The organism is Streptomyces sp. SAI-127 (assembly GCF_029894425.1).
GTDB lineage: Bacteria > Actinomycetota > Actinomycetes > Streptomycetales > Streptomycetaceae > Streptomyces.
Window position 1 is genome coordinate 2,510,116 of record NZ_JARXYJ010000001.1, and the last position, 18,729, is coordinate 2,528,844.

The 18,729-nt window shown below is 71.0% G+C and carries 15 protein-coding genes and 1 pseudogene; 10 read left to right on the plus strand and 6 right to left on the minus strand.

Annotation, left to right across the window (positions count from 1 at the left end; translation table 11 throughout):
• Positions 1–13: 13 nt before the first annotated feature.
• From M2157_RS11695 to M2157_RS11710, 4 genes are all read left to right on the plus strand, one after another.
• The gene (locus M2157_RS11695) at positions 14–2,878 is read left to right on the plus strand and encodes a glycoside hydrolase family 2 TIM barrel-domain containing protein (protein ID WP_280865211.1); all 2,865 of its coding nucleotides are present in this window, start codon (positions 14–16) and stop codon (positions 2,876–2,878) included.
• Positions 2,879–3,028: 150 nt separating this feature from the next.
• Positions 3,029–4,033, plus strand: coding sequence for an ATP-binding cassette domain-containing protein (locus M2157_RS11700; protein WP_057610992.1), 1,005 nt, complete (start codon positions 3,029–3,031; stop codon positions 4,031–4,033).
• Position 4,034: 1 nt separating this feature from the next.
• Positions 4,035–4,838 carry an ABC-2 family transporter protein gene (locus M2157_RS11705; RefSeq protein ID WP_280861765.1) on the plus strand — a complete coding sequence of 268 codons (804 nt, stop codon included), beginning with the start codon at positions 4,035–4,037 and terminating at the stop codon, positions 4,836–4,838.
• Positions 4,839–4,843: 5 nt separating this feature from the next.
• Complete coding sequence (locus M2157_RS11710) at positions 4,844–5,644, plus strand: ABC-2 family transporter protein (protein WP_280865212.1); 801 nt, start codon at positions 4,844–4,846, stop codon at positions 5,642–5,644.
• A gap of 28 nt (positions 5,645–5,672) precedes the next feature.
• On the opposite strand, the gene M2157_RS11715 is transcribed toward M2157_RS11710, so the two are convergent.
• Positions 5,673–6,926, minus strand: a complete 1,254-nt coding sequence (locus M2157_RS11715; RefSeq protein ID WP_280865213.1) for an MFS transporter — start codon at positions 6,924–6,926, stop codon at positions 5,673–5,675.
• A 78-nt stretch (positions 6,927–7,004) separates the two neighbouring features.
• On the minus strand, positions 7,005–8,279 hold the full coding sequence (locus M2157_RS11720; protein WP_280861768.1) for an acyltransferase: 1,275 nt from the start codon (positions 8,277–8,279) through the stop codon (positions 7,005–7,007).
• A 124-nt stretch (positions 8,280–8,403) separates the two neighbouring features.
• On the opposite strand from M2157_RS11720, the gene M2157_RS11725 reads away from it, so the two are divergent.
• Positions 8,404–12,099 (plus strand): helix-turn-helix domain-containing protein, encoded by a 3,696-nt coding sequence (locus tag M2157_RS11725; protein WP_280865214.1) that lies wholly within the window; start codon positions 8,404–8,406, stop codon positions 12,097–12,099.
• Between the two features lie 6 nt (positions 12,100–12,105).
• Here the strand turns inward: M2157_RS11725 and M2157_RS11730 are convergent, their stop codons facing one another.
• Positions 12,106–12,546, minus strand: a complete 441-nt coding sequence (locus tag M2157_RS11730) for an ATP-binding protein (RefSeq protein ID WP_280861770.1) — start codon at positions 12,544–12,546, stop codon at positions 12,106–12,108.
• 152 nt (positions 12,547–12,698) lie between these two features.
• On the opposite strand from M2157_RS11730, the gene M2157_RS11735 reads away from it, so the two are divergent.
• Both M2157_RS11735 and M2157_RS11740 read left to right on the plus strand, forming a co-directional pair.
• Entirely contained in the window at positions 12,699–13,550 is an 852-nt protein-coding gene (locus M2157_RS11735; RefSeq protein ID WP_280861771.1) for a helix-turn-helix transcriptional regulator, read from the plus strand.
• On the plus strand, positions 13,550–13,735 hold the full coding sequence (locus M2157_RS11740) for a DUF397 domain-containing protein (protein WP_280868193.1): 186 nt from the start codon (positions 13,550–13,552) through the stop codon (positions 13,733–13,735). The genes M2157_RS11735 and M2157_RS11740 overlap by 1 nt, the downstream gene beginning before the upstream one ends.
• Positions 13,736–14,078: 343 nt before the next feature.
• Here M2157_RS11740 and M2157_RS11745 read toward each other — a convergent pair whose 3' ends face one another.
• The gene (locus M2157_RS11745) at positions 14,079–14,591 is read right to left on the minus strand and encodes a hypothetical protein (RefSeq protein WP_280865215.1); all 513 of its coding nucleotides are present in this window, start codon (positions 14,589–14,591) and stop codon (positions 14,079–14,081) included.
• A complete protein-coding gene (locus M2157_RS11750; RefSeq protein ID WP_280865216.1) occupies positions 14,588–16,312 on the minus strand; it encodes a PHP domain-containing protein in 1,725 nt (574 codons plus the stop codon). Before M2157_RS11750 ends, M2157_RS11745 begins: the two co-directional genes overlap by 4 nt.
• 234 nt (positions 16,313–16,546) lie before the next feature.
• Here M2157_RS11750 and M2157_RS11755 point away from each other — a divergent pair.
• The 3 genes and pseudogenes from M2157_RS11755 to M2157_RS11765 form a co-directional block, all read left to right on the plus strand.
• Positions 16,547–16,722 (plus strand): annotated as a pseudogene (locus M2157_RS11755) (esterase); the annotation flags it as partial.
• Positions 16,723–16,844: 122 nt separating this feature from the next.
• Positions 16,845–17,432 carry a TetR/AcrR family transcriptional regulator gene (locus tag M2157_RS11760; protein ID WP_280861775.1) on the plus strand — a complete coding sequence of 196 codons (588 nt, stop codon included), beginning with the start codon at positions 16,845–16,847 and terminating at the stop codon, positions 17,430–17,432.
• On the plus strand, positions 17,425–18,216 hold the full coding sequence (locus M2157_RS11765; protein WP_280865217.1) for an alpha/beta hydrolase: 792 nt from the start codon (positions 17,425–17,427) through the stop codon (positions 18,214–18,216). Before M2157_RS11760 ends, M2157_RS11765 begins: the two co-directional genes overlap by 8 nt.
• Here M2157_RS11765 and M2157_RS11770 read toward each other — a convergent pair.
• On the minus strand, positions 18,211–18,669 hold the full coding sequence (locus tag M2157_RS11770) for a hypothetical protein (protein ID WP_280865218.1): 459 nt from the start codon (positions 18,667–18,669) through the stop codon (positions 18,211–18,213). The two genes, M2157_RS11765 and M2157_RS11770, sit on opposite strands and share 6 nt — an antisense overlap.
• Positions 18,670–18,729: the final 60 nt, after the last annotated feature.

Genomic DNA, 18,729 nt, shown 5'->3' on the forward strand with positions numbered 1-18,729 from the left:
GACCTGGAGACCGATGTCTTTCCGCACGACCAGCGCTTTCGACTACGTCGAGGACGTCTCACCCGGCAGCGGGGCCCTTCCGCCCCGCGCCTGGTACGCCTCCTCCGACGCGAAGGCCCTGCCCCTCGACGGCGCCTGGCGCTTTAGGCTCTCGGCGACCGCCGACGCCGAGGACGACTCCTTCGCCGAGGAGGGATACGACGCCGACGGCTGGGCCGAGGTCACGGTCCCCGGGCACTGGGTCCTCCAGGGAGACGGAGCCTTCGGGCTGCCCATCTACACCAACCACCTGTACCCCTTCCCGGTGGACCCGCCGCACGTTCCGACGGAGAACCCGACCGGCGACCACCTGCGCGTCTTCGACCTGCCGGAGGACTGGCCCGCCGACGGCGGCGCGGTCATCCGGTTCGACGGTGTCGAGTCCTGCGCCCGGGTCTGGCTCAACGGCACGGACATCGGCGAGTTCAAGGGCTCCCGCCTCGCGCACGAGTTCGCCGTCGGCCATCTGCTGAAGCCGAAGGACAACGTCCTCGCGGTCCGCGTGCACCAGTGGTCGGCCGGGTCCTACCTGGAGGACCAGGACCAGTGGTGGCTGCCGGGCATCTTCCGCGAGGTGACCCTGCTGCACCGCCCGGCGGGCGCTGTCCTCGACTTCTTCGTGCACGCCTCCTACGACCACCTGACGGGCGAGGGCACCCTGCGTGTCGACTCCGACGTCGACGGCCGGGTGCTGGTGCCCGCCCTCGACATCGATGTCGCCACCGGTGAGACGGCGACCACCCTGGTGGCGCCGTGGAGCGCCGAGAGCCCCCGGCTCTACGACGGCGAGCTGGTCACCGAGGGCGAGCGGGTCCCGCTCAGGATCGGCTTCCGTACGGTCGTCCTCGAAGACGGGCTGATCAAGGTCAACGGCAAGGCGGTCCTGTTCAAGGGCGTCAACCGGCACGAGTGGCACCCCGAGAAGGGCCGCACCCTCGATCTGGAGACCATGCGCGAGGACGTGCTGTTGATGAAGCGGCACAACATCAACGCCGTGCGCACCTCGCACTACCCGCCGCACCCGGCCTTCCTGGACCTGTGCGACGAGTACGGCCTGTGGGTCATCGACGAGTGCGACCTGGAGACCCACGGCTTCACCGAGCAGGACTGGCGGGACAACCCCGTCGACGACGACCGCTGGACCCCGGCCCTCCTGGACCGCGCGGCCCGCATGGTCGAGCGGGACAAGAACCACCCCTCGATCGTCTTCTGGTCGCTGGGCAACGAGGCCGGCACCGGCCGCGGACTGACCGCGATGGCGGAGTGGATCCACGGCCGTGACTCCTCGCGCCTGGTGCACTACGAGGGCGACTGGAACTGCCGGGACACCGACGTGTACTCGCGGATGTACGCGAACCACGCCGAGGTCGAGCAGATCGGCAAGGAGCTCGACGGCGGCACCCTGGGGCGCCGCGCACTCCCCTTCATCCAGTGCGAGTACGGCCACGCCATGGGCAACGGCCCCGGTGGCATCGCCGACTACCAGGAGCTCTTCGAGAAGTACGACCGTCTCCAGGGCGGCTTCATCTGGGAGTGGATCGACCACGGCGTCAAGCATCCCGAGCTCGGTTACGCCTACGGCGGCGACTTCGGCGAGGAGCTGCACGACGGCAACTTCGTCTGCGACGGCCTGATCTTCCCGGACCGCACGCCCTCCCCCGGCCTGATCGAGTACAAGAAGGTCATCGAGCCGGTCCGCATCGACGGCGCCGACGGCACCGTACGGATCACCAACACGTACGACTTCGCCGACCTGTCCGGGCTCGCCTTCGAGTGGTCGTACCAGGTGGACGGCGAGACGGTCGAGGCCGGCACCCTCTCCGTGCCGGCGCTGGCGCCCGGGGAGTCGGCGGACCTGAAGCTGCCGGAGCCGCCCGCGCACGAGGCCGCGGAGGCGCAGTGGACGGTGCGGGCGCTGCTGGCGTCCGACACGGCCTGGGCGCCGAAGGACCACGTCGTCGCGTGGGGCCAGTTCCCGGCTTCGTCAGGGGTACGGCCCTCCGTCGCGCCCACCGACCGGCCGGTGCGCGGCGAGAAGCTGATCACCCTGGGTCCGGCGTCCTTCGACGGCCGTACCGGTGCGCTCAAGACGATCGGCGGGGTCGCTGTCGAGAGCCCGCGGCTGGACGTGTGGCGGGCGACGACCGACAACGACGAGGGCACGGAGTGGGCCTCCGGCATCCGCTACAGCACGCTGTGGCGGACCCTGGGCCTGCACAGGATGCGGCACCGGCTGGACTCGGTGGACCTGGGCGAGGACGCGCTGACGGTCCGGACCCGGGTCGCGCCCGCCGCTCGCGAGGTGGGGCTCGCCGTCGTGTACCGCTGGACCTCGGACGGCTCGCGGCTTCGCCTGACGGTGTCCGTCGGCCCCGAGGGCGAGTGGACCCAGCCGCTGCCCCGGCTCGGCATCCGGCTCGGACTCCCCGAGGCCGACCAGGTGAAGTGGTACGGCGGCGGCCCCGGCGAGGCCTACCCGGACACCCGGAAGGCGTCCATGGTCGGGCGCTGGCAGGCGAGCGTGGACGAGCTGCAGACGCCGTATCTGCGCCCGCAGGAGAACGGCGCCCGCGCCGACGTCCGCTGGGTGGAGCTCGGCGGTCTGCGGATCGAGGGCGACCCGGAGTTCTCCTTCACCGCCCGGCGCTGGACGACCGAGCAGCTGGACGCGGCCACTCACCTCACCGACCTCACCCCCGGTGACACGGTCTGGGTCAACCTCGACCACGGCCACCACGGCATCGGCTCACAGTCCTGCGGACCGGGCCCGCTGCCGCAGTACCACCTGCGGGCCGAGCCGGCGGAGTTCTCGTTCGTCTTCTCGGTGCTCCCCCGGTGACCTCCTGGTGATCGATTAGTCCAATTCACCAGTGGGTTAGTCCATTGCCAATGTGATCGGGATTCTGCGACGGTCATGGTGTACCCGCGGCCGGTCGGCCCTCCAAGCCGACCGGCCGTAACTCTTGTTCGCAACAAGGGAGTTCACAGCGTGCCCGGAAGCATCGAGGTTCGCGGCCTGTCCCGCACCTTCCACACCACCGTCCGTCGCCCCGGCCTCGCCGGCACCCTTCGCTCCCTGGTCAACCCGGAGCGGGTCGCCAAGCACGCCGTCTCGGACATCACCTTCGACGTGGCACCCGGCGAACTCCTCGCCCTGCTCGGCCCGAACGGCGCCGGCAAGTCCACCACCATCAAAGTGCTCACCGGCATCCTCACACCCACCTCCGGCGAGGCCCGGGTGGCGGGCGTGGTGCCGTACCAGGATCGCGAACGCAACGCCCGCAACATCGGCGCGGTGTTCGGGCAGCGCACCCAGCTGTGGTGGGACCTGCCGGTGCGCGAGTCGTTCTCGATCCTCAGGGACATCTACGAGGTGCCGAAGGCCGAACACGCCGCGCGCCTCAAGGAGTTCGACGACATCCTGGAACTCTCCACGTTCTGGGACACCCGGGTGCGCCATCTCTCCCTCGGCCAACGGGTGCGCTGTGACCTGGCCGCCGCGCTGCTGCACGACCCGCCGGTCGTCTTCCTCGACGAGCCGACCATCGGCATGGACGTGGTGGTCAAGGAGCAGGTGCGGGAGTTCCTGCGCCACCAGGTGGAGGAGCGCGGCCGGACGGTCCTGCTGACCACCCACGACATGACCGAGGTCGAGCGGCTCGCCGAACGGGTCGTCCTGATCAACCACGGCAGGCTCGTCCTCGACGGCAGCCTCGACGAGATCCGCCGCAGGTTCGGCTCCACCTGGCAGGTCCGCGCGACCCTCGCCGACGCGCACACCGACGTCGTCCCACTGCCGGGGATCGCGGTGCTGCGCAAGGAGGGCCCCCAGGTCGTGTTCGGCCCCGAGAGCCCCGACGGACCGGACTCCCCCACCGTGCACCAGGCCCTGAAGGCGGTCATCGAGCGGTACGAGGTGACGGGCGTCGCCATCGACGAGGCCGACCTCGAAGACGTGATGCGGGCGGCCTACGTCCACGCCGAGGCGGTCTGACATGGCCGTCCTGCACGCCTGGCGCGCCGCCCGGGTCACCCCGCTAGGCGAGCTGCACGCGCCGCCCCGGATGACGGCCGTCCTGGTCCGCCTGGCCGTCCAGGTGGTCCTGGTGGCCTCCCTGTGGCACGGCCTGTACGCACACACCGGCACCACCGCGGGCCTCACCGAGGGCCAGGCCGTCACGTACGCCGTGCTGGCCGTACTCGCCTCCCGCCTGCGGGAGTTGGACCAGTACGCGGGCCGGGACACCGTGCTGCAGCACATGCACTTCGGCACGATCGTCTACTGGTACCTGCGCCCGCTGCCGCCCCAGCGCTACCACGCCCTGCGCGCCCTCGGCGAGCAGGTGTACGGCTTCGCATGGGCGCTCGGCGGCTACCTGGTCTGTCTCGCGGCCGGCGTGGTGGATCCGCCCAGGTCGGCCGCGGTGGCGGGGGTGTTCGCGCTGAGTCTGCTGCTCGGCCAGTGCGTCCTGTACTTCGTGCTGCTCACCCTGGACCAGCTGTGCTTCTGGACGGTCCGCAACAACGCGGCGATGCTGATCCTGATCTTCGCGCAGAACCTGCTGTCCGGTGTGTACGCGCCGCTGTGGTTCTTCCCGGACTGGTTCATCACGCTGAGCACATTCCTGCCGTTCCAGGCCACGTTGAGCGTGCCGCTGTCCCTCTACATCGGGCGCATCCCGCTCTCCGACGCCTTCGAACAGCTGGCGATCCAGGCGTTCTGGGTCGTGGCGCTCTTCCTGTTCACCCGTTTCCTGTGGCGGCGGGCCGCCCGCCGCGTCATCTCCCAAGGAGGCTGAGGCCAGTGAACGGCATGCGGATCGCGTGGCGTGTCACGCGCCTCAACTTCCGTGCCCAGCTGGAGTACCGCACCGAGTTCCTGCTGATGATCGCGATCGGCGCGATCTGGCAGGTGTCGGTGATCGTGTTCGCCACGGTGCTGCTGACCCGGTTCACCGGGATGGGCGGCTGGGACAGCTCGGAGGTCCTGCTGATCCCGGCGACGAGGATGCTCGCGCACGGACTGTTCGTCCTCTTGCTGGGCCGGGTGCACGGCGCGGGCCGGCAGATCCAGGAGGGCAGGATCGACATCTACCTGACTCGCCCGATGCCGGTGTACCGCCAACTCCAGCTGGCCTTCTTCCCCACCAACGCGATCGGCGACCTGACGGTCGCGGTGGGCCTCATGGTCGGCGCGCTGAGCCGCAGCCAGCTGGACTGGACACCGGGCCGCATCTCCTACCTGATCGCCGCGATCATCGGCGGCATGTTCCTGGAAGCGGCCCTCTTCACGGCGATCACCTGCGCGGCGCTGCGCTTCCCGGCCGCCGACTACTGGAGCCGCTGGCTGGAGGAACTCCTCGGCACCTTCGGCAGCTACCCCCTCAACGTCCTCCCGAAGGCGGTCGGCGGCCTCCTCACCTACGGCCTCCCCCTCGCCTTCGTCGCCTACTTCCCGGCCGCGGTCCTGACCGGCCACGGCCACGACACCGGCGTCCCGTACTGGCTGGCGGCGGTGTCGCCACTGCTGGGGGTGGTGGCGTACCTGGGGGCGCGGGTGCTGTGGCGGTGGAGTCTTCGGCATTATGCGGGGGTGAACGGGTGAGGTCGGGCCCTGCCCGGAGGACGCGGTCTCAGGCCCGCCGGACCGGGGTGAACAGAGCCGTGATCGCGATCAGTACGCAGAGCGCACCGGCGGCCACGCCGACCGGGGCCGTGCCCTGGTGCTCCGCCGCCCAGGTCAGGACGGCCGCGCCGATCGGGGCCGCCGAGTAGTGCAGGGTCCAGAAGGCGGCGGTGACCCGGCCCAGGAGCGGTTCCGGGGTGACCTCCTGGCGCAGTGACATGGAGCAGGTGCCGGCCACGGCGACACAGGCCAGGAAGGCGGCACTCAGGGCCGCGACGACGGGCACGTCCCGCGCCCAGCCCATGCCGGCGAAGGCGAGCCCGCACACCGCGACCGCGGCCGTCCAGGTCACGCCGAAGCCGAGCCGGCGGCGGGCCCGGGCCACCAGCAGGGCGCCGGTGATCGTTCCGAGCGCGCCGACGGCCATGACGGTGCCGACCCTGTCGTCGTCGTGGCCCAGGTCGTGCTTGAGGTGGTAGATGATCAGGTCGTTCAGGCCGAAGGTGAGGAAGCTGAAGACGAACAGCAGCGCGGTGAGCGCACGCAGGACGGGATGGCCGCGCAGGAAGGTCACGCCGGTGCGCAAGTCCCGCCACAGGCCGGTGCGTTCGCCGTCGGCTCCGGCGGGCCGCGCCCGGAACCGGACGAAGGCCGTGCACAGCGCCGACACCCCGAAGCTCGCGGCGTTCACCCCGACGGCGGCGGCCGGTCCGGTCCAGGCGGCCACCATGCCCGCGCACAGCGGGCCCAGTACGCCGGCCGCCGCCGCGGTCGCGTTCAACCGCCCGTTGGCCTCGGTCAGTTGCCCGGTCCCGACGAGACTGCGTACGACGGTGACGTAGCCGACGGCGAACAGCGTGCCGACGGCCTCGCACAGCGGCAGGACCGCGTACAGCAGCCAGACCTGCGGCCCGAACAGCCACACCAGCGGGATCACGCCGTACAGCACCAGGCGCACGAGGTCGCAGCCGATGAGCAGCCGACGCCGGTCGACCCGGTCGACCACGACCCCGGCGAACACCGCCGCCACGACCGCGGCCGCCCCGCCCACCGCCGTCAGCAGCCCCATCCGGGCCAGGGAGCCGGTCGCCTCGAGTACCAGCAGGGGCAGGGCGATCAGGGCGAAGGAGTCACCGAGGACGGAGAGGGTCTGGGCGGCCCAGAAGACGGCGAAGTGGCGTTGTCGCCAGAGCGGACGCGAACGGGCGTGTGCGGAAAGGGCTTTGCGGGCTTCCCCGTCCCGCCGAGCCTTGTGTGTCATGCCCCTCCCCCGGATGTCCGCCGGTCACCCTACGGTCCGAGGCGAGGACATACATCCGAGTTTTACGCGGTGACCAAGTCACCCCAGCGTTCGGCGAGTTCGGGGAGCGGCCAACTCTTCAGCCAGACAGTGCTGTTCGGCGCCCGGCAGCCGCAGACGGCCCGCCAACCTGCGGCCCAAGGCCTGGCTCGGCGCTTCGACGCAACGGTGGGTCAGAAGGCAGACGGGCAACAGCGCCGCGAAGAAGGCCACTTCGAGCACGAGGCTGTCCTGCCGGCGCCGGCCGACCGTGCCGTCGATCACCGCCAGCAGGACCGGGTGCACCAGATAGACCGAGTAGCTGATCGTTCCCAGTCCGGTCAGCATCGGCGGTACGCGGCGACCGCGCGACGCCAGTCCGACGGCGAAGGTGAGCACAGCCAGCAGGAACGCGACGATCCAGCCGCGCCGTGCGAAGTGGTCGTCGGCGGCGGACCAGTACGCACTCCCCACGGCACAGACGACCACCAGGACAGCGGCACCGGCCGTACGTTGCCACGTGCTCTGACCGTTCTCGGCACGGTGAACGGCGGTGCCGAGGAACATCACGGCGAGGATCACCAGGCCCTCCCACAGCGGCACCGTGCCATTCAAGGGGACCAGGACGAGCGCCAGCACGCCGCCCAACACACCCCCGAATCCCCGGAGCCCGGGTGAACCGGCGCTCGCACAGCAGATGGCGAGCCCCATGGCGATCGAAGCGCACACGATCAGCGGGCCGGTGCCGACCAGGCCGGACAGGGCGGAGGCAGGCAGTGCGGCGCCCGCCGCCACGCTCACGGCGGAGAGCACTGCCAAGGTGACGGCGATCGAGGCGGACCGCCGGTGCAGGCGAACCGTGAACAGGGCCACGACCAGCAGGTAGAAGGACATCTCGTAGGAGAGCGTCCACAGGACCAGCAGGAGATTGGGCGTTCCCAGTAACTCCTGCAGCATCGTGGCGTGGGCGACCACCACGGTGACAGCGCTCTGCCCGCCGAAGTCGTGAAGCTCCGCGACACCCAAGAGGTGAGCGGCGAGGAGCAGCATGACGACCACCGCCCACAGCGGGTACACACGGAAGATCCGCCCGATCCAGAACGTCCGCACGCAGCCCCGGCGTTCCAGCGACGCGGGGATGATGTAGCCGCTCACCAGGAAGAACACCATGATGCCGTAACGGCTGGTGTTGAACTGCGGCATCAACTCCCGCCGGAAGTCCGCCATGAAGGTGTACGAGGAGTGGTCGAACACCACGACGAGTGCGGCGATACCGCGCAACGCGTCCAGCCAGCCCAGCTTCGCCGGAGGGGGGACGAGGGGTGGGGATTTCATGCGTGAGCGGAGTCCTCTTCGATCAGGCAGGCCCCGGTCGGGGTGCGCTGATCACCGAGTTCACCGGTCGGCGCATTGTTCGGCAGTACCGTTCTGACGGCCGAACATTGAACGGGGTGAAGGTGTGGCGGGGCGTCGTGAGGTGCCGCTGGATCCGGCGGCGGGTCCGGTGCAGCGGTTCGCGTTCGAGTTACGCAAGCTGAGGCTGGAGGCGGACGGGATCACCTACCGGTCGCTGGCGCAGCGGGCGGGCTATTCGGTGACCACGCTGTCGCAGGCCGCGGCGGGCGAGCAGTTGCCGACGCTCCCGGTGGTGCTGGCCTATGCGGGAGCGTGCGGTGCGGACCTGGCGGAATGGGAGGCCCGTTGGAAGGCGGCGGTGGAGGAGTCCGCCGATGACGGCTCTCGGGACGACGACGGGGCACTCGCGCCGTATCGAGGTCTCGCACGGTTCGAGACCGGGGACAGCGACCTGTTCTTCGGCCGGGAACAGCTCACCGCGGACCTGGTCGACCTGCTGGGCCGCCGACGGTTCGCCGCGGTCTTCGGCCCCTCCGGCAGCGGCAAGTCCTCCCTGTTGCGGGCCGGCCTGATACCCGTCCTCCGGCGCGCTCAGGCGTCGGGCCCGCGCCCGGCCGCGATCCGGATCCTGACACCGGGCGAACGCCCCGCCCGCAGCCACGCGCCGCTCCTCACGCCCGCGATTCCCCGAGACGGCAACTCCGAGGCGGACACGGTCGTGATCGTCGACCAGTTCGAGGAGGTCTTCACCCTCTGCCACGACGCGGCCGAGCGTGCTCGCTTCATCGATCTGTTGCTCACGGCCCGCCGGCCCGAAAGCCGTCTGCGGGTGCTGCTGGCGGTGCGCGGCGACTTCTACGGCCGCTGCGCCGAGCACCGTGAGCTGGCCGACGCACTGCGCGACGCCAATCTCCTGACCGGAGCGATGAGCCGGACGGAACTGCGCGACGCCGTGGTCAAGCCGGCCACGGCCGCCGGACTGACCGTGGAACGCGCCCTCACCACCCGGCTGGTCGAAGAGGTCGCCGACGCGCCGGGCGGGCTGCCGCTGCTGTCTCACGCGCTGCTGGAGACCTGGCGTCGCCGCCGCGGCAAGACACTGACCATGGCGGGGTACGAAGCGGCGGGATGCCTGGACGGCGCGATCGCCAAGACCGCCGAGGACGTCTACGGCCGGTTCACCGAGGACCAGGCGGCCGCCGCCCGACGGGTGTTGCTGCGCATGGTCGCCCCCGGGGACGGCACGCCCGACACCCGCCGTCCCGTCGAGCGCGCGGAACTCGGCGACACCGGCCGGGTGGTGGAGGCGCTCACCGGGGCACGGCTGCTCACCCTGGACGGCGACACGGTCGAGATCGCCCACGAGGCACTGCTCACGGCCTGGCCCCGGCTGCGCGGCTGGATCGAGGAGGACCGCGAACGCCTGCGTGTGCACCGGAACCTGACCGAAGCGGCCCACGCCTGGGAGGAACTCGGCCGGGAGGAGGGCGCGTTGTACCGGGGAAGCCGGCTCGCCGCCGCCCAGGAACACTTCGGAGGCGCACCGCGCGAGGACCTGAACCACCTGGAACACGCCTACCTCGACGCCGGCCGCGATCTCGAGCACAAGGGCCGTCGCCGGTCCCGGCTGGTGCTCACCGCGGTCACCGCCGCCCTGTGCCTCGCCCTCGTCGCCGCCGGCCTCGCCGTGGGGCAGTGGCAGAGCGCGGTCGCCGCCCAGCACCTGGCCAAGTCCCGGCAACTGGCCGCCCAGTCCGGTGCGTTGCTGGACTCCGACCCCGACCTCGCGGCACTGCTCGCCGTCCACGCCTACCGGACCAGCCCGACCCGCGAGGCCACCGCCGCCCTGTATGCCGCCGCGGCGCTACCGCTGCGCGAGCGCCTGATCGACGGCACCGAGCCCGTGGACGCCACGGCTGTCAGCCCGGACGGACGCACCGTCGCCACCGTCAGCAGAGACGGCAAGGTGCGGATCTGGGAGCTGCCCGGAGGCCGGCTTCGGCACACGTTCCCCGGCCACGACACCGGCAATGTCGCGGCGTTCAGCCCCGACGGACGCACCCTCGCCGTAGCCACCGGTGGCATCATCCGCAGGTGGGATCCGGTCACTGGCAAGCAACTCGGGACCCTCACCCTCCCCGGCGGTTCGGTACGCGGGATCGCCTTCAGCCCTGACGGTCGTACCGTGGCCGCCGCCTCCGCGACGACCGTACGGGTGTGGGACATGACCACCGGCCGCAAGCGGCGCGGCTTCACCGGACACCCCGACCCGGAGGCGGTCGCCTTCGGCCCTGACGGACGGACCGTCGCCGCGGTGGGTCTCAGCGGACTCGTGCGGGTGTGGGACGTGGCCACCGGCCGTACCCGGACCGTCGGCGGCGGCCGAATCGACGGCAGGGTGGTGGCTTTCAGCCCTGACGGACGGACCTACGCGGTGATCCGCACCGGCGGTTCGGTGGAACTGCGGGAGGTGGCCACCGGGATCGTCCGCCACACCTTCAAGGACGCTGCCGTCGGGATGGACGGGCTGGCCTTCGCCCCCAACGGGCGGACGATCGCCATCCCGAGCCCCGGCGACACGGTACGACTGTGGGACACCGCCTCCGGCGCGGCGCGGGCCATCGTGACCGCCGGGCACCACGGACGAGGAACCATGAAGGTGGCCCTCGGTGCGGACGGCCGAACCCTGGTCACCAGCAGCAACGGGGACCCTGACGTGCGTGTCCACCGCCTGCCCGCCGATCTCCCGCAGACCACTCTGCCCGGCTCCGCCGACACCTCCATCGACGACCTGGTCTTCAGCCCGGACGGACAGGCGGTGGCCACGGTCCGCCAAGGGCCGTTCGGCCGGGGGGAGGTACAGCTCTGGGATGCCGGGACCGGCGATCGCGAAGCCTCCCTGGCGCTCGACACGGACCCGGCTCCCACAGGCAAGCAGCCGCCCGTCCCGGTTCTTCACCTCGCGGCCGTGGGGTTCGACCCGACCGGCCGTGTCCTGGCTGCCAGGTCCGTCAAGAGGGGGGTGATCGAGGTCAGGGACGTCGCCGGGGGCCGACTTCGCCTGAGCCGTGTCCTGGGCGCCGTCGACACGGCGGTCTTCAGTCCCGACGGGACACGGCTCGCCGTCGTCGACTGGCAGGGGGCCGTACACCTCTGGAACCTCACCACCGGCACACTGCACACCGCGGCTCAGCCCGGCCACGGCGGCCCCGTCAGGGGGGTGGCGTTCACCCCGGACGGACGCTCACTCGCCGTCGTGGACATCGAGGCCGGCGGTGATCAGATCAGGCTGCTCGACGCCGCGACGGGACGCACCCGGCGCACCATCAAGCCGAGTCCCCAGATCCTGTCGTCCATCGCGTTCAGCCCGGACGGGCACACCCTGGCCACCGTGAGCGGCAGTCGCGGATCGGTGACGATGTGGGACGCGCGCACCGGCCGGCTCCAGGACAGCTTCCGTGTCGGCGCTGCAGTGGCCTCGCTGACCTTCAGCCCGGATGCGCGCACCCTGGCCGCGAGCGGCGCGAGAGGCGTCCAGTTGTGGGACCTCGCCACCGGCCAGACCAGACTCACCCTGCCGACGCGCTCACCCGAAGCGGTGGTGTTCAGCCCCGACGGACGCACCCTGGCCATCGGCACGGACGGCTCCGTCGGCCTGTGGAGCGTCGACCTGCCCGACCCGGACCGCGCGATCCACGACATCTGCGCGGCCGTCGACACCGACCTCACCCCTCCGGAACGGTCCCGCTACCTGCACGACCAGTCCGCGGGAACCGGCTGTCGGCGGGCCTCGCCCTAGGAGGAGTCAGTCGGCGCACGACCTCACTCGGAGCTCCGCCCAGACGGTCTTGTACGCCCCGCCCGGCCGGAGTTCGACGCCCCACTTCTCCGCCAGCGCCTCGACCAGCAGCAGCCCCCGCCCTCCCTCGTCCGCTTCCCGCCCCGGCACCGGCAGCCGGTCCACCCTCGCGTCACTCACCTCCACCCGCAGCGACTCCTCGCGCAGCAGCAGTCGTACGCGGAACCCGCGCCCGCTCACCCGACCGTGCCGTACGGCGTTCGCGGCCAACTCGGCGACGACGAGCGTGACGTCCTCGTTCGGTTCGCCGCCGTGCGCGTAACCCCAGATGTCCATCCGGTTGGCGACGAGCCGCCGGGCCCGCCGGGCACCGGGCGGGGTGCAGGCGAAGAGCTGGGTGAACGTGCCGACGACGACGGGAGGTTGGAGATCGGTCTCTGCGTGCATGCCCCAACCGTCCCGGGAGGGACGGGAGTCGGCCAGGCACGAAACTCGTACGCTGCGGGTTGTACGAGTCACGGAGTGGACAGTGACGGTGACCGTCCGTGACCATGGGTGGTCTGGCGGGGTAGGCACCAGAACACCCGGGAGTTACCCGTATGACCGACAGCACCATCGAGACCATCGGCATCCAGAACACCGCGAACGAACCCGAACCGTCCGACAGCCTGAAGGCGTTCGGTGAGGCGCACAAGGCCTTCCGCAGGAGGGCCGGACACACACAGGAGGAGTACGCCCCACTGGTCGGCTATCAGCCGTCCACGGTCGCGTCGATCGAACAGGGCCGCCGATTCCCCCAACGCCGGTTCGTCGACCGGGCGGAGGAGATCCTGGACGCGTTCGGGGTGCTCAAGGGGGTGTACAAGCACGCGACGCGGGAGAAGGGGCTGGCTTCGTGGTTCCGCCAGTGGGCCGAGCTGGAGGAGGTGGCGATCAGTCTGTACACGTTCGAGAACCGGTTGGTTCCGGGGTTGTTGCAGACGGAGGGGTACGCACGGACGTTGTTCCGCGAGCGGGTGCCGGTGCTCACCGACTCGGAGATCGAGGCCCAGGTCACGGCTCGGCTGGCGCGCCAGTCGCTGCTCGGGGAGCGGCCCAACACGTCGTTCAGTTTCATCGTCGAGGAGCATGTCCTACGGCGGCCGACGGGTGGGGAAGAGGCCATGCGCGAGCAGATCGAGCACCTGCTGGAGGCCACGGAACCACGCAACGTCGAGTTTCAGGTGATGCCGCTGTCACGTGGCTACCACCCTGGCCTGAACGGGCCCATGCAGCTGCTGGAGACTCCGGAGAACGAGTGGTTCGCCTACCTCGAAGGCCAGGAGAGCAGCCAGTTCATCGTCAAGCCGCAAACGATCAGCATGCTCCACATGCGCTATGCGAAACTTCGCTCACAGGCTCTGACTCCTGAGGACTCCCGGAGCCTGTTGGAGCGGATGCGAGGAGCATGATGAGCACGACTGAACTGGCCTGGTTCAAGAGCAGCTACAGCGGCGACAGCTCCGGCGACTGCGTCGAAGTGGCCACCGCCCCCACCACCGTCCACGTCCGCGACTCCAAGAACACCACCGGTCCCCAACTCACCCTCTCCCCCACCACCTGGTCGGAGTTCGTGGCCTTCGCCTCGCGGAGCTGACGCAATCTCGGCGCGTGCCGGGTCCCGACGTGGCGTGCGCGTTCTACGGCGACGTGTTCTTCAAGGAGGGCGCGCGCTCGGCGGACGCGCCGCCGTGGGACGAGTACGACGTCGACGAGGACCTCGAGACGGAGTCGCTGGAGCCTTGGTGGCCGTCCCTCGAAGGGGGTCGATCCGGGCGGTGTCCGGCATCGGCGTCGACGGCGCGCCGCGCGCTCTCAGTGCTGGCCACAAGGGCGCGCTGCACCTCTGGGGCCTCCGGACCGGCGCCGCGTGAGCACCCTCGCGGACAGAGCGAACACTTTCTCCTCCGGGGGGCCCACGTCCTGCCGGGGCGTCGGGATCAGTGATCGGCGCAGCACGGCGTCGGGTCCGGTACCTCGAAGGGGACGAGGGAGCCGTGCGCGGCGGGCATCGCGGTCAGTACGAGGGCGCCGTCCTGCCATTGGGGCCGTACATGACTTCTCGTCACGATCGGTGTGCCGGGACCGGGTTGGGCGGCTCCACCGAGGACCGTCACACGGTCGATCGCCGAGCGGCCGAGCAGTTCCTCGATCGTCAGTGTGCCGGTGAGGGACTCGACACCGGGGTAGATCACCGCACGGCCGATCGCGTCCGGGGCGCCGTCGGACACCTCGTGCCCTCGTGCCGTCAGCCCCTCCAGGGCGGTGCGCAGGAGAGGCGACGACGGCAGGGCGAGGGAGACAGCCACCCGCGGACGGTCCCCGCGCACGAGGTGCGTGCAGCCGAACGCGCCCTCGGGAAGGGCGAGTTCGGCAGCCAGCGCGTGGAGCAGGTGATCGGCCGCGCGCAGGTCGCGGATACCCGCGTCCACGGTGAGGACGTACGGGGTCACGAGGGCAGGACCCACACCGGGTTGGAGTAGAACCACAGGTCGCGCCACGGGTCGGCATCGCCGACGACGTCGATGGCCGGGCCCGCCGGGTCGACCGCCGCGCCCATCGGACCGACGCCGGACCGGTTCCCGTCGGTGCCGCGCAGGCGGAGGTACAACGGGCGGTCCACACGGCCGAGTTCATACGTCAGGCGGACCGTGCCGCTCGTCTTGTCGATCTCGTACGACTTCACGACCTTCGCCGTCGGAGCGGTGAACGTGTCCTGGTCGGAGACCGGGCCGGTCACATCGCCCCGGATGACATCCACGCGGGCCAACCTGGGTGTGAACCCCGCCCAGTTGGGGCCCCCTGCGAGGGCCACGTCGACACTGAGCGTGACGGCCGCTCCCTTCCTGACGTGCAGCGCGCCGCCGAGCGTGGCCCAGCGGCTGCCACCCGAGACGCGTACGTCGAGGCCGCTGATCAGCTGACCGTGGTCGACCCAGACGCGGCCGGCGCGAATGCCGTCCATGACGGCGGCGTACGAGAAGCCGTCCGCGCCGACGTGTGTGCGGCTGTACTGGCCGGGCCAGTAGTCGCCCTGGGTGATGTCGATCCGCCCGCCGTAGACCGGGTCCTGGTAACGGCCGTCGGTGTTGAAGTCGCCGCCGGGGCCGCGCACCGCGGTGTCCGCGTACACCTGGTGGGAGTCGGAGTTGGCGGTGATCCACCAGGGCTTGCCCTCGGCGAGGAGGCTGTCCCACAGGCCGCCGACGGTCGCGGTCATCCAGTCGAAACCGCCCCAGGTGCGGTAGCTCTCCAGTGGGTAGCCCGCGAAGGAGTTGGCGCCGGGGTTGTTGTCGTAGATGCCGCGGGCGCGGGCCATGCCGAGCGGGGCGGGCAGGCCGGCGGCCTGGTGGCCGGGAGCACCCTCGAAGCCGACGGCGATCTGGGGCCCGGGGACAGTGGCGTCGCGCCAGGCACGGATCTCGTGCGGGGAGTCGACACCGCGCCGCGCCGGGTGGTTGGCGAGCATCAGCGCGTCCCTGACCTTGCGTCGGCGGACCTGCTCGCCGAGGAAGGCGAGCCCGGCGACGGCGAGGGCCTCGTTGGCGGGCGTCGAGTCGGAGGCGCCCTTCACGCTGCCGTCGTAGTCGGTCTCGAACTGCTTGAGGACGGACACCTCGTTCCTGCCGGGGTGCACGAAGACGGTGCCGTGCTCGGCACCCGGGATGTTCCACTCCAGGCCCTGGAAGACGAGGGTGTCCTCGTACGCGTCCCGGGCCGCCCTGATGTCCGGGTTCACCTTGTCCACACCGATCTTGGCGTGCGTCGCGCTCCCGTGGTCGGTGATGACCAGCCAGTCCATGCCGTGCCGGGCGCCCTGGCGGACCTGGTCGACGACGCGGTACTTTCCGTCGCTGCTGTACTGCGTGTGGATGTGATGGTCACCGGCCAGCCAGAGGAAGCCGCCCGTGCGACGGCCGTTGGTGGCCGCGTAGGCGGGCGTGGCTGCGTAGGCGGGCATGGCCGCGGTCGCGCCGAGGACGCTCCCGGCGGTCAGCCCCGCACCGAGGAGTCCGGCGCGGCGCAACAGCGAGCGGCGCGACTGCTGTTCCGGGTTGAGGGCCTCGTCGGGAACGGAGGGGTCGAAGGCGGCGGGCAGGGGTGCGGTGGGCGCGTGCCCGTGGTCGTGGCCGTGCTCGTGGTCGTGTCTGTGGTGGTGATGCCCGTGCCCCATGAACGCCTCCTGGATGCCACTGCCTGCTGCGGCACCTCTGCGCCGCCTGTGGAGGATCGAGGCGAAACATGAACTCGGAACGACCTGAAGGTGATCAGAGCCCGACCCGGGCACGGCGGCTCACATCGCGAGGGATGACGAGCGCGGCCCGCGGCGTCACCGGGCCGTGCCGTCGGGCGGTCACGGATCCCTCAACCCGGCCGTCACACCGCTCGTGATCAATGCGCCGCTGCCGTGCAGTGGTTCTGGGACCAGGACACGACCGACGAGAAGCAGCGCGCCGAGTTCACCGCGAGCCCCTGCGCGACGAAGGTGAGGCGTACGCGAACAAGCTGCGCGAGACCCACGCCGCCGAGGCCGCCATCGCCCAGGCGGTCAGCACGCTCCGCGCGGCTTTCACGGCTTCCTGATCGCCCGACCGCCGCATGCCCAGGCCCCGGACTCCAAAAGTCCGGGGCCTTTTCCTATGATGTCCAGTATCTTGCCTAGGAGCCCTAGGTTTACGGAGCACGCACAGTTTCACGGAGCACGCATGGTCCCCCGCGCAGGTCTCACCGCCGACCGCCTCACCGAGGCCGCCGCCGACCTCGCCGACGAGATCGGCTTCGAGAACATCACCCTGGCCGCCCTCGCCAAGCGCTTCGGCGTGAAGGACGCGAGCCTCTACTCGCATGTCAGGAACCTCCAGGACCTGCGCACCCGGATCGCCCTGCTCGCAGGCGGCGAGATGATCGACCGGATCGCCGTCGCGGTGGCGGGGCGGGCCGGGAAGGACGCGCTGGCCGCCTTCGCCGGCGCCTACCGGGCGTACGCCCTGGAGCGGCCGGGGCGGTACGCGGCCACGCAGATCCGGATCGACCAGTCGCTGATCGCCGGCACGCCCGCGCTCCACCGCACCGTCGGGATCACCTACGGCATGCTCCGGGCCTACGGCCTCGCCGAACCCGATCTCACCGACGCGGTACGCCTGTTGCGCGCCACCTTCCACGGTTACTGCGCCCTGGAGTCGGCGGGCGGCTTCGGCGCCCCCCGCGACGTACAGAAGTCCTGGGACAGGGCGGTCGACGCCCTGCACGTGGCACTCGAGAACTGGCCCCAAGAGGAGAACACCGATGACTGACCTGCACTACGACATCACCGGCCACGGCCCCTTACTGCTGCTGCTCCCCGGCGGCGCCGGACACCCGATGGGCCTCGGCCCGATGACGGAGTCGCTCGCCGGGCACTTCACCGTCGTCACCTACGACCCCCTCGGCCTCGCCCACGGCCGCCTCGGCGAACCCGTCGAGGACCAGCGGGTCCAGGACTGGAGTGACGGTGCGCGGCGGGTGCTCGACGCGACGCTCCCGGAGGGTGAGTCGGCGTACGTCCTCGGCACCAGCGCCGGGGCCATCGCCGCGCTCGATCTGCTCGCCCGGCACGCGGTGCGGGTGCGGCACGTCGTCGCGCACGAGCCGCCGTGTGTGGGCGTGCTGCCGGACGGGGCGCGGCAGCAGGCCGCGTTCCGGGAGGTCTCCGAGGTCTACCGGGCCAAGGGACTCGCGGCGGCGGGCGCCCTGATGACCGCCGTACTGGAGGAGCGGGCGGCGGGGGAGCTTCCGGAGGGCCAACCCCTGAGTCGTGAGGAGGAGTTGGGGACTCCGATGGCCCTCTCCCTCCGGCATGTCATTCGGCCCTTCACGGCGTACGTCCCCGAAGCGGGCCCCGCGCAGGCCCGCCTCACCGTCGCCGCGGGGAGCGACTCCCGCGGTCAACTCCTCCACCGGACCGCCGAGTTCCTCGCGAAGGCGCAACAGGCCGACTTCGTCGAGTTTCCCGGTGGTCATCTCGGGATCCTCCAGCACCCGGTGGAGTTCGCCGACCGGCTCACGCGGACGCTGCTCGGGGCCGGCGTGCGGTCATGACAGGTCGCCGAGGGCGTCGGCGTAGTACGTGGATCCCCTGAGGTGCAGGGCGAGTTCGCGAAAGGTCCAGCCCTCGCCGGGCGAGTGGTCGAGCTGGTGCTCGGTGAGGGCGTCGAGGCGGTTGGCCCAGATGCGCGCGAGCCGGGTGAGACGGCTGCGGGCCTCGTCCAGGTCCTCCTGGGTGAAGGGCGCGAGGTCGGCCGCGGTGGTCGTCGTGGACGCGTGCCAGTGGTCGGGCTGCGGGGTCTCGCCCGCGAGCCGCGCCTCCAACTCGGCGAGGTGGTCGATCAGATGGTCGGCGACCCGGCGGACCGCCTTGTGCGGCGTGTGGACACGATCGTCGACATGGACGGGCTCGCCGTCCCAGGCGGTCCAGGTCTCGGCCAGGACCAGCACGTGGTGGACCATGCCGGTCACGGCGTGGGCCGGCGTCTGCTGCGGGTGTTCAGTCATGCGGGCACGCTAGGTGGGTGTCGTTTCGGTGGCGGCCGAAGTGTGGTGACCGAAGTGTGG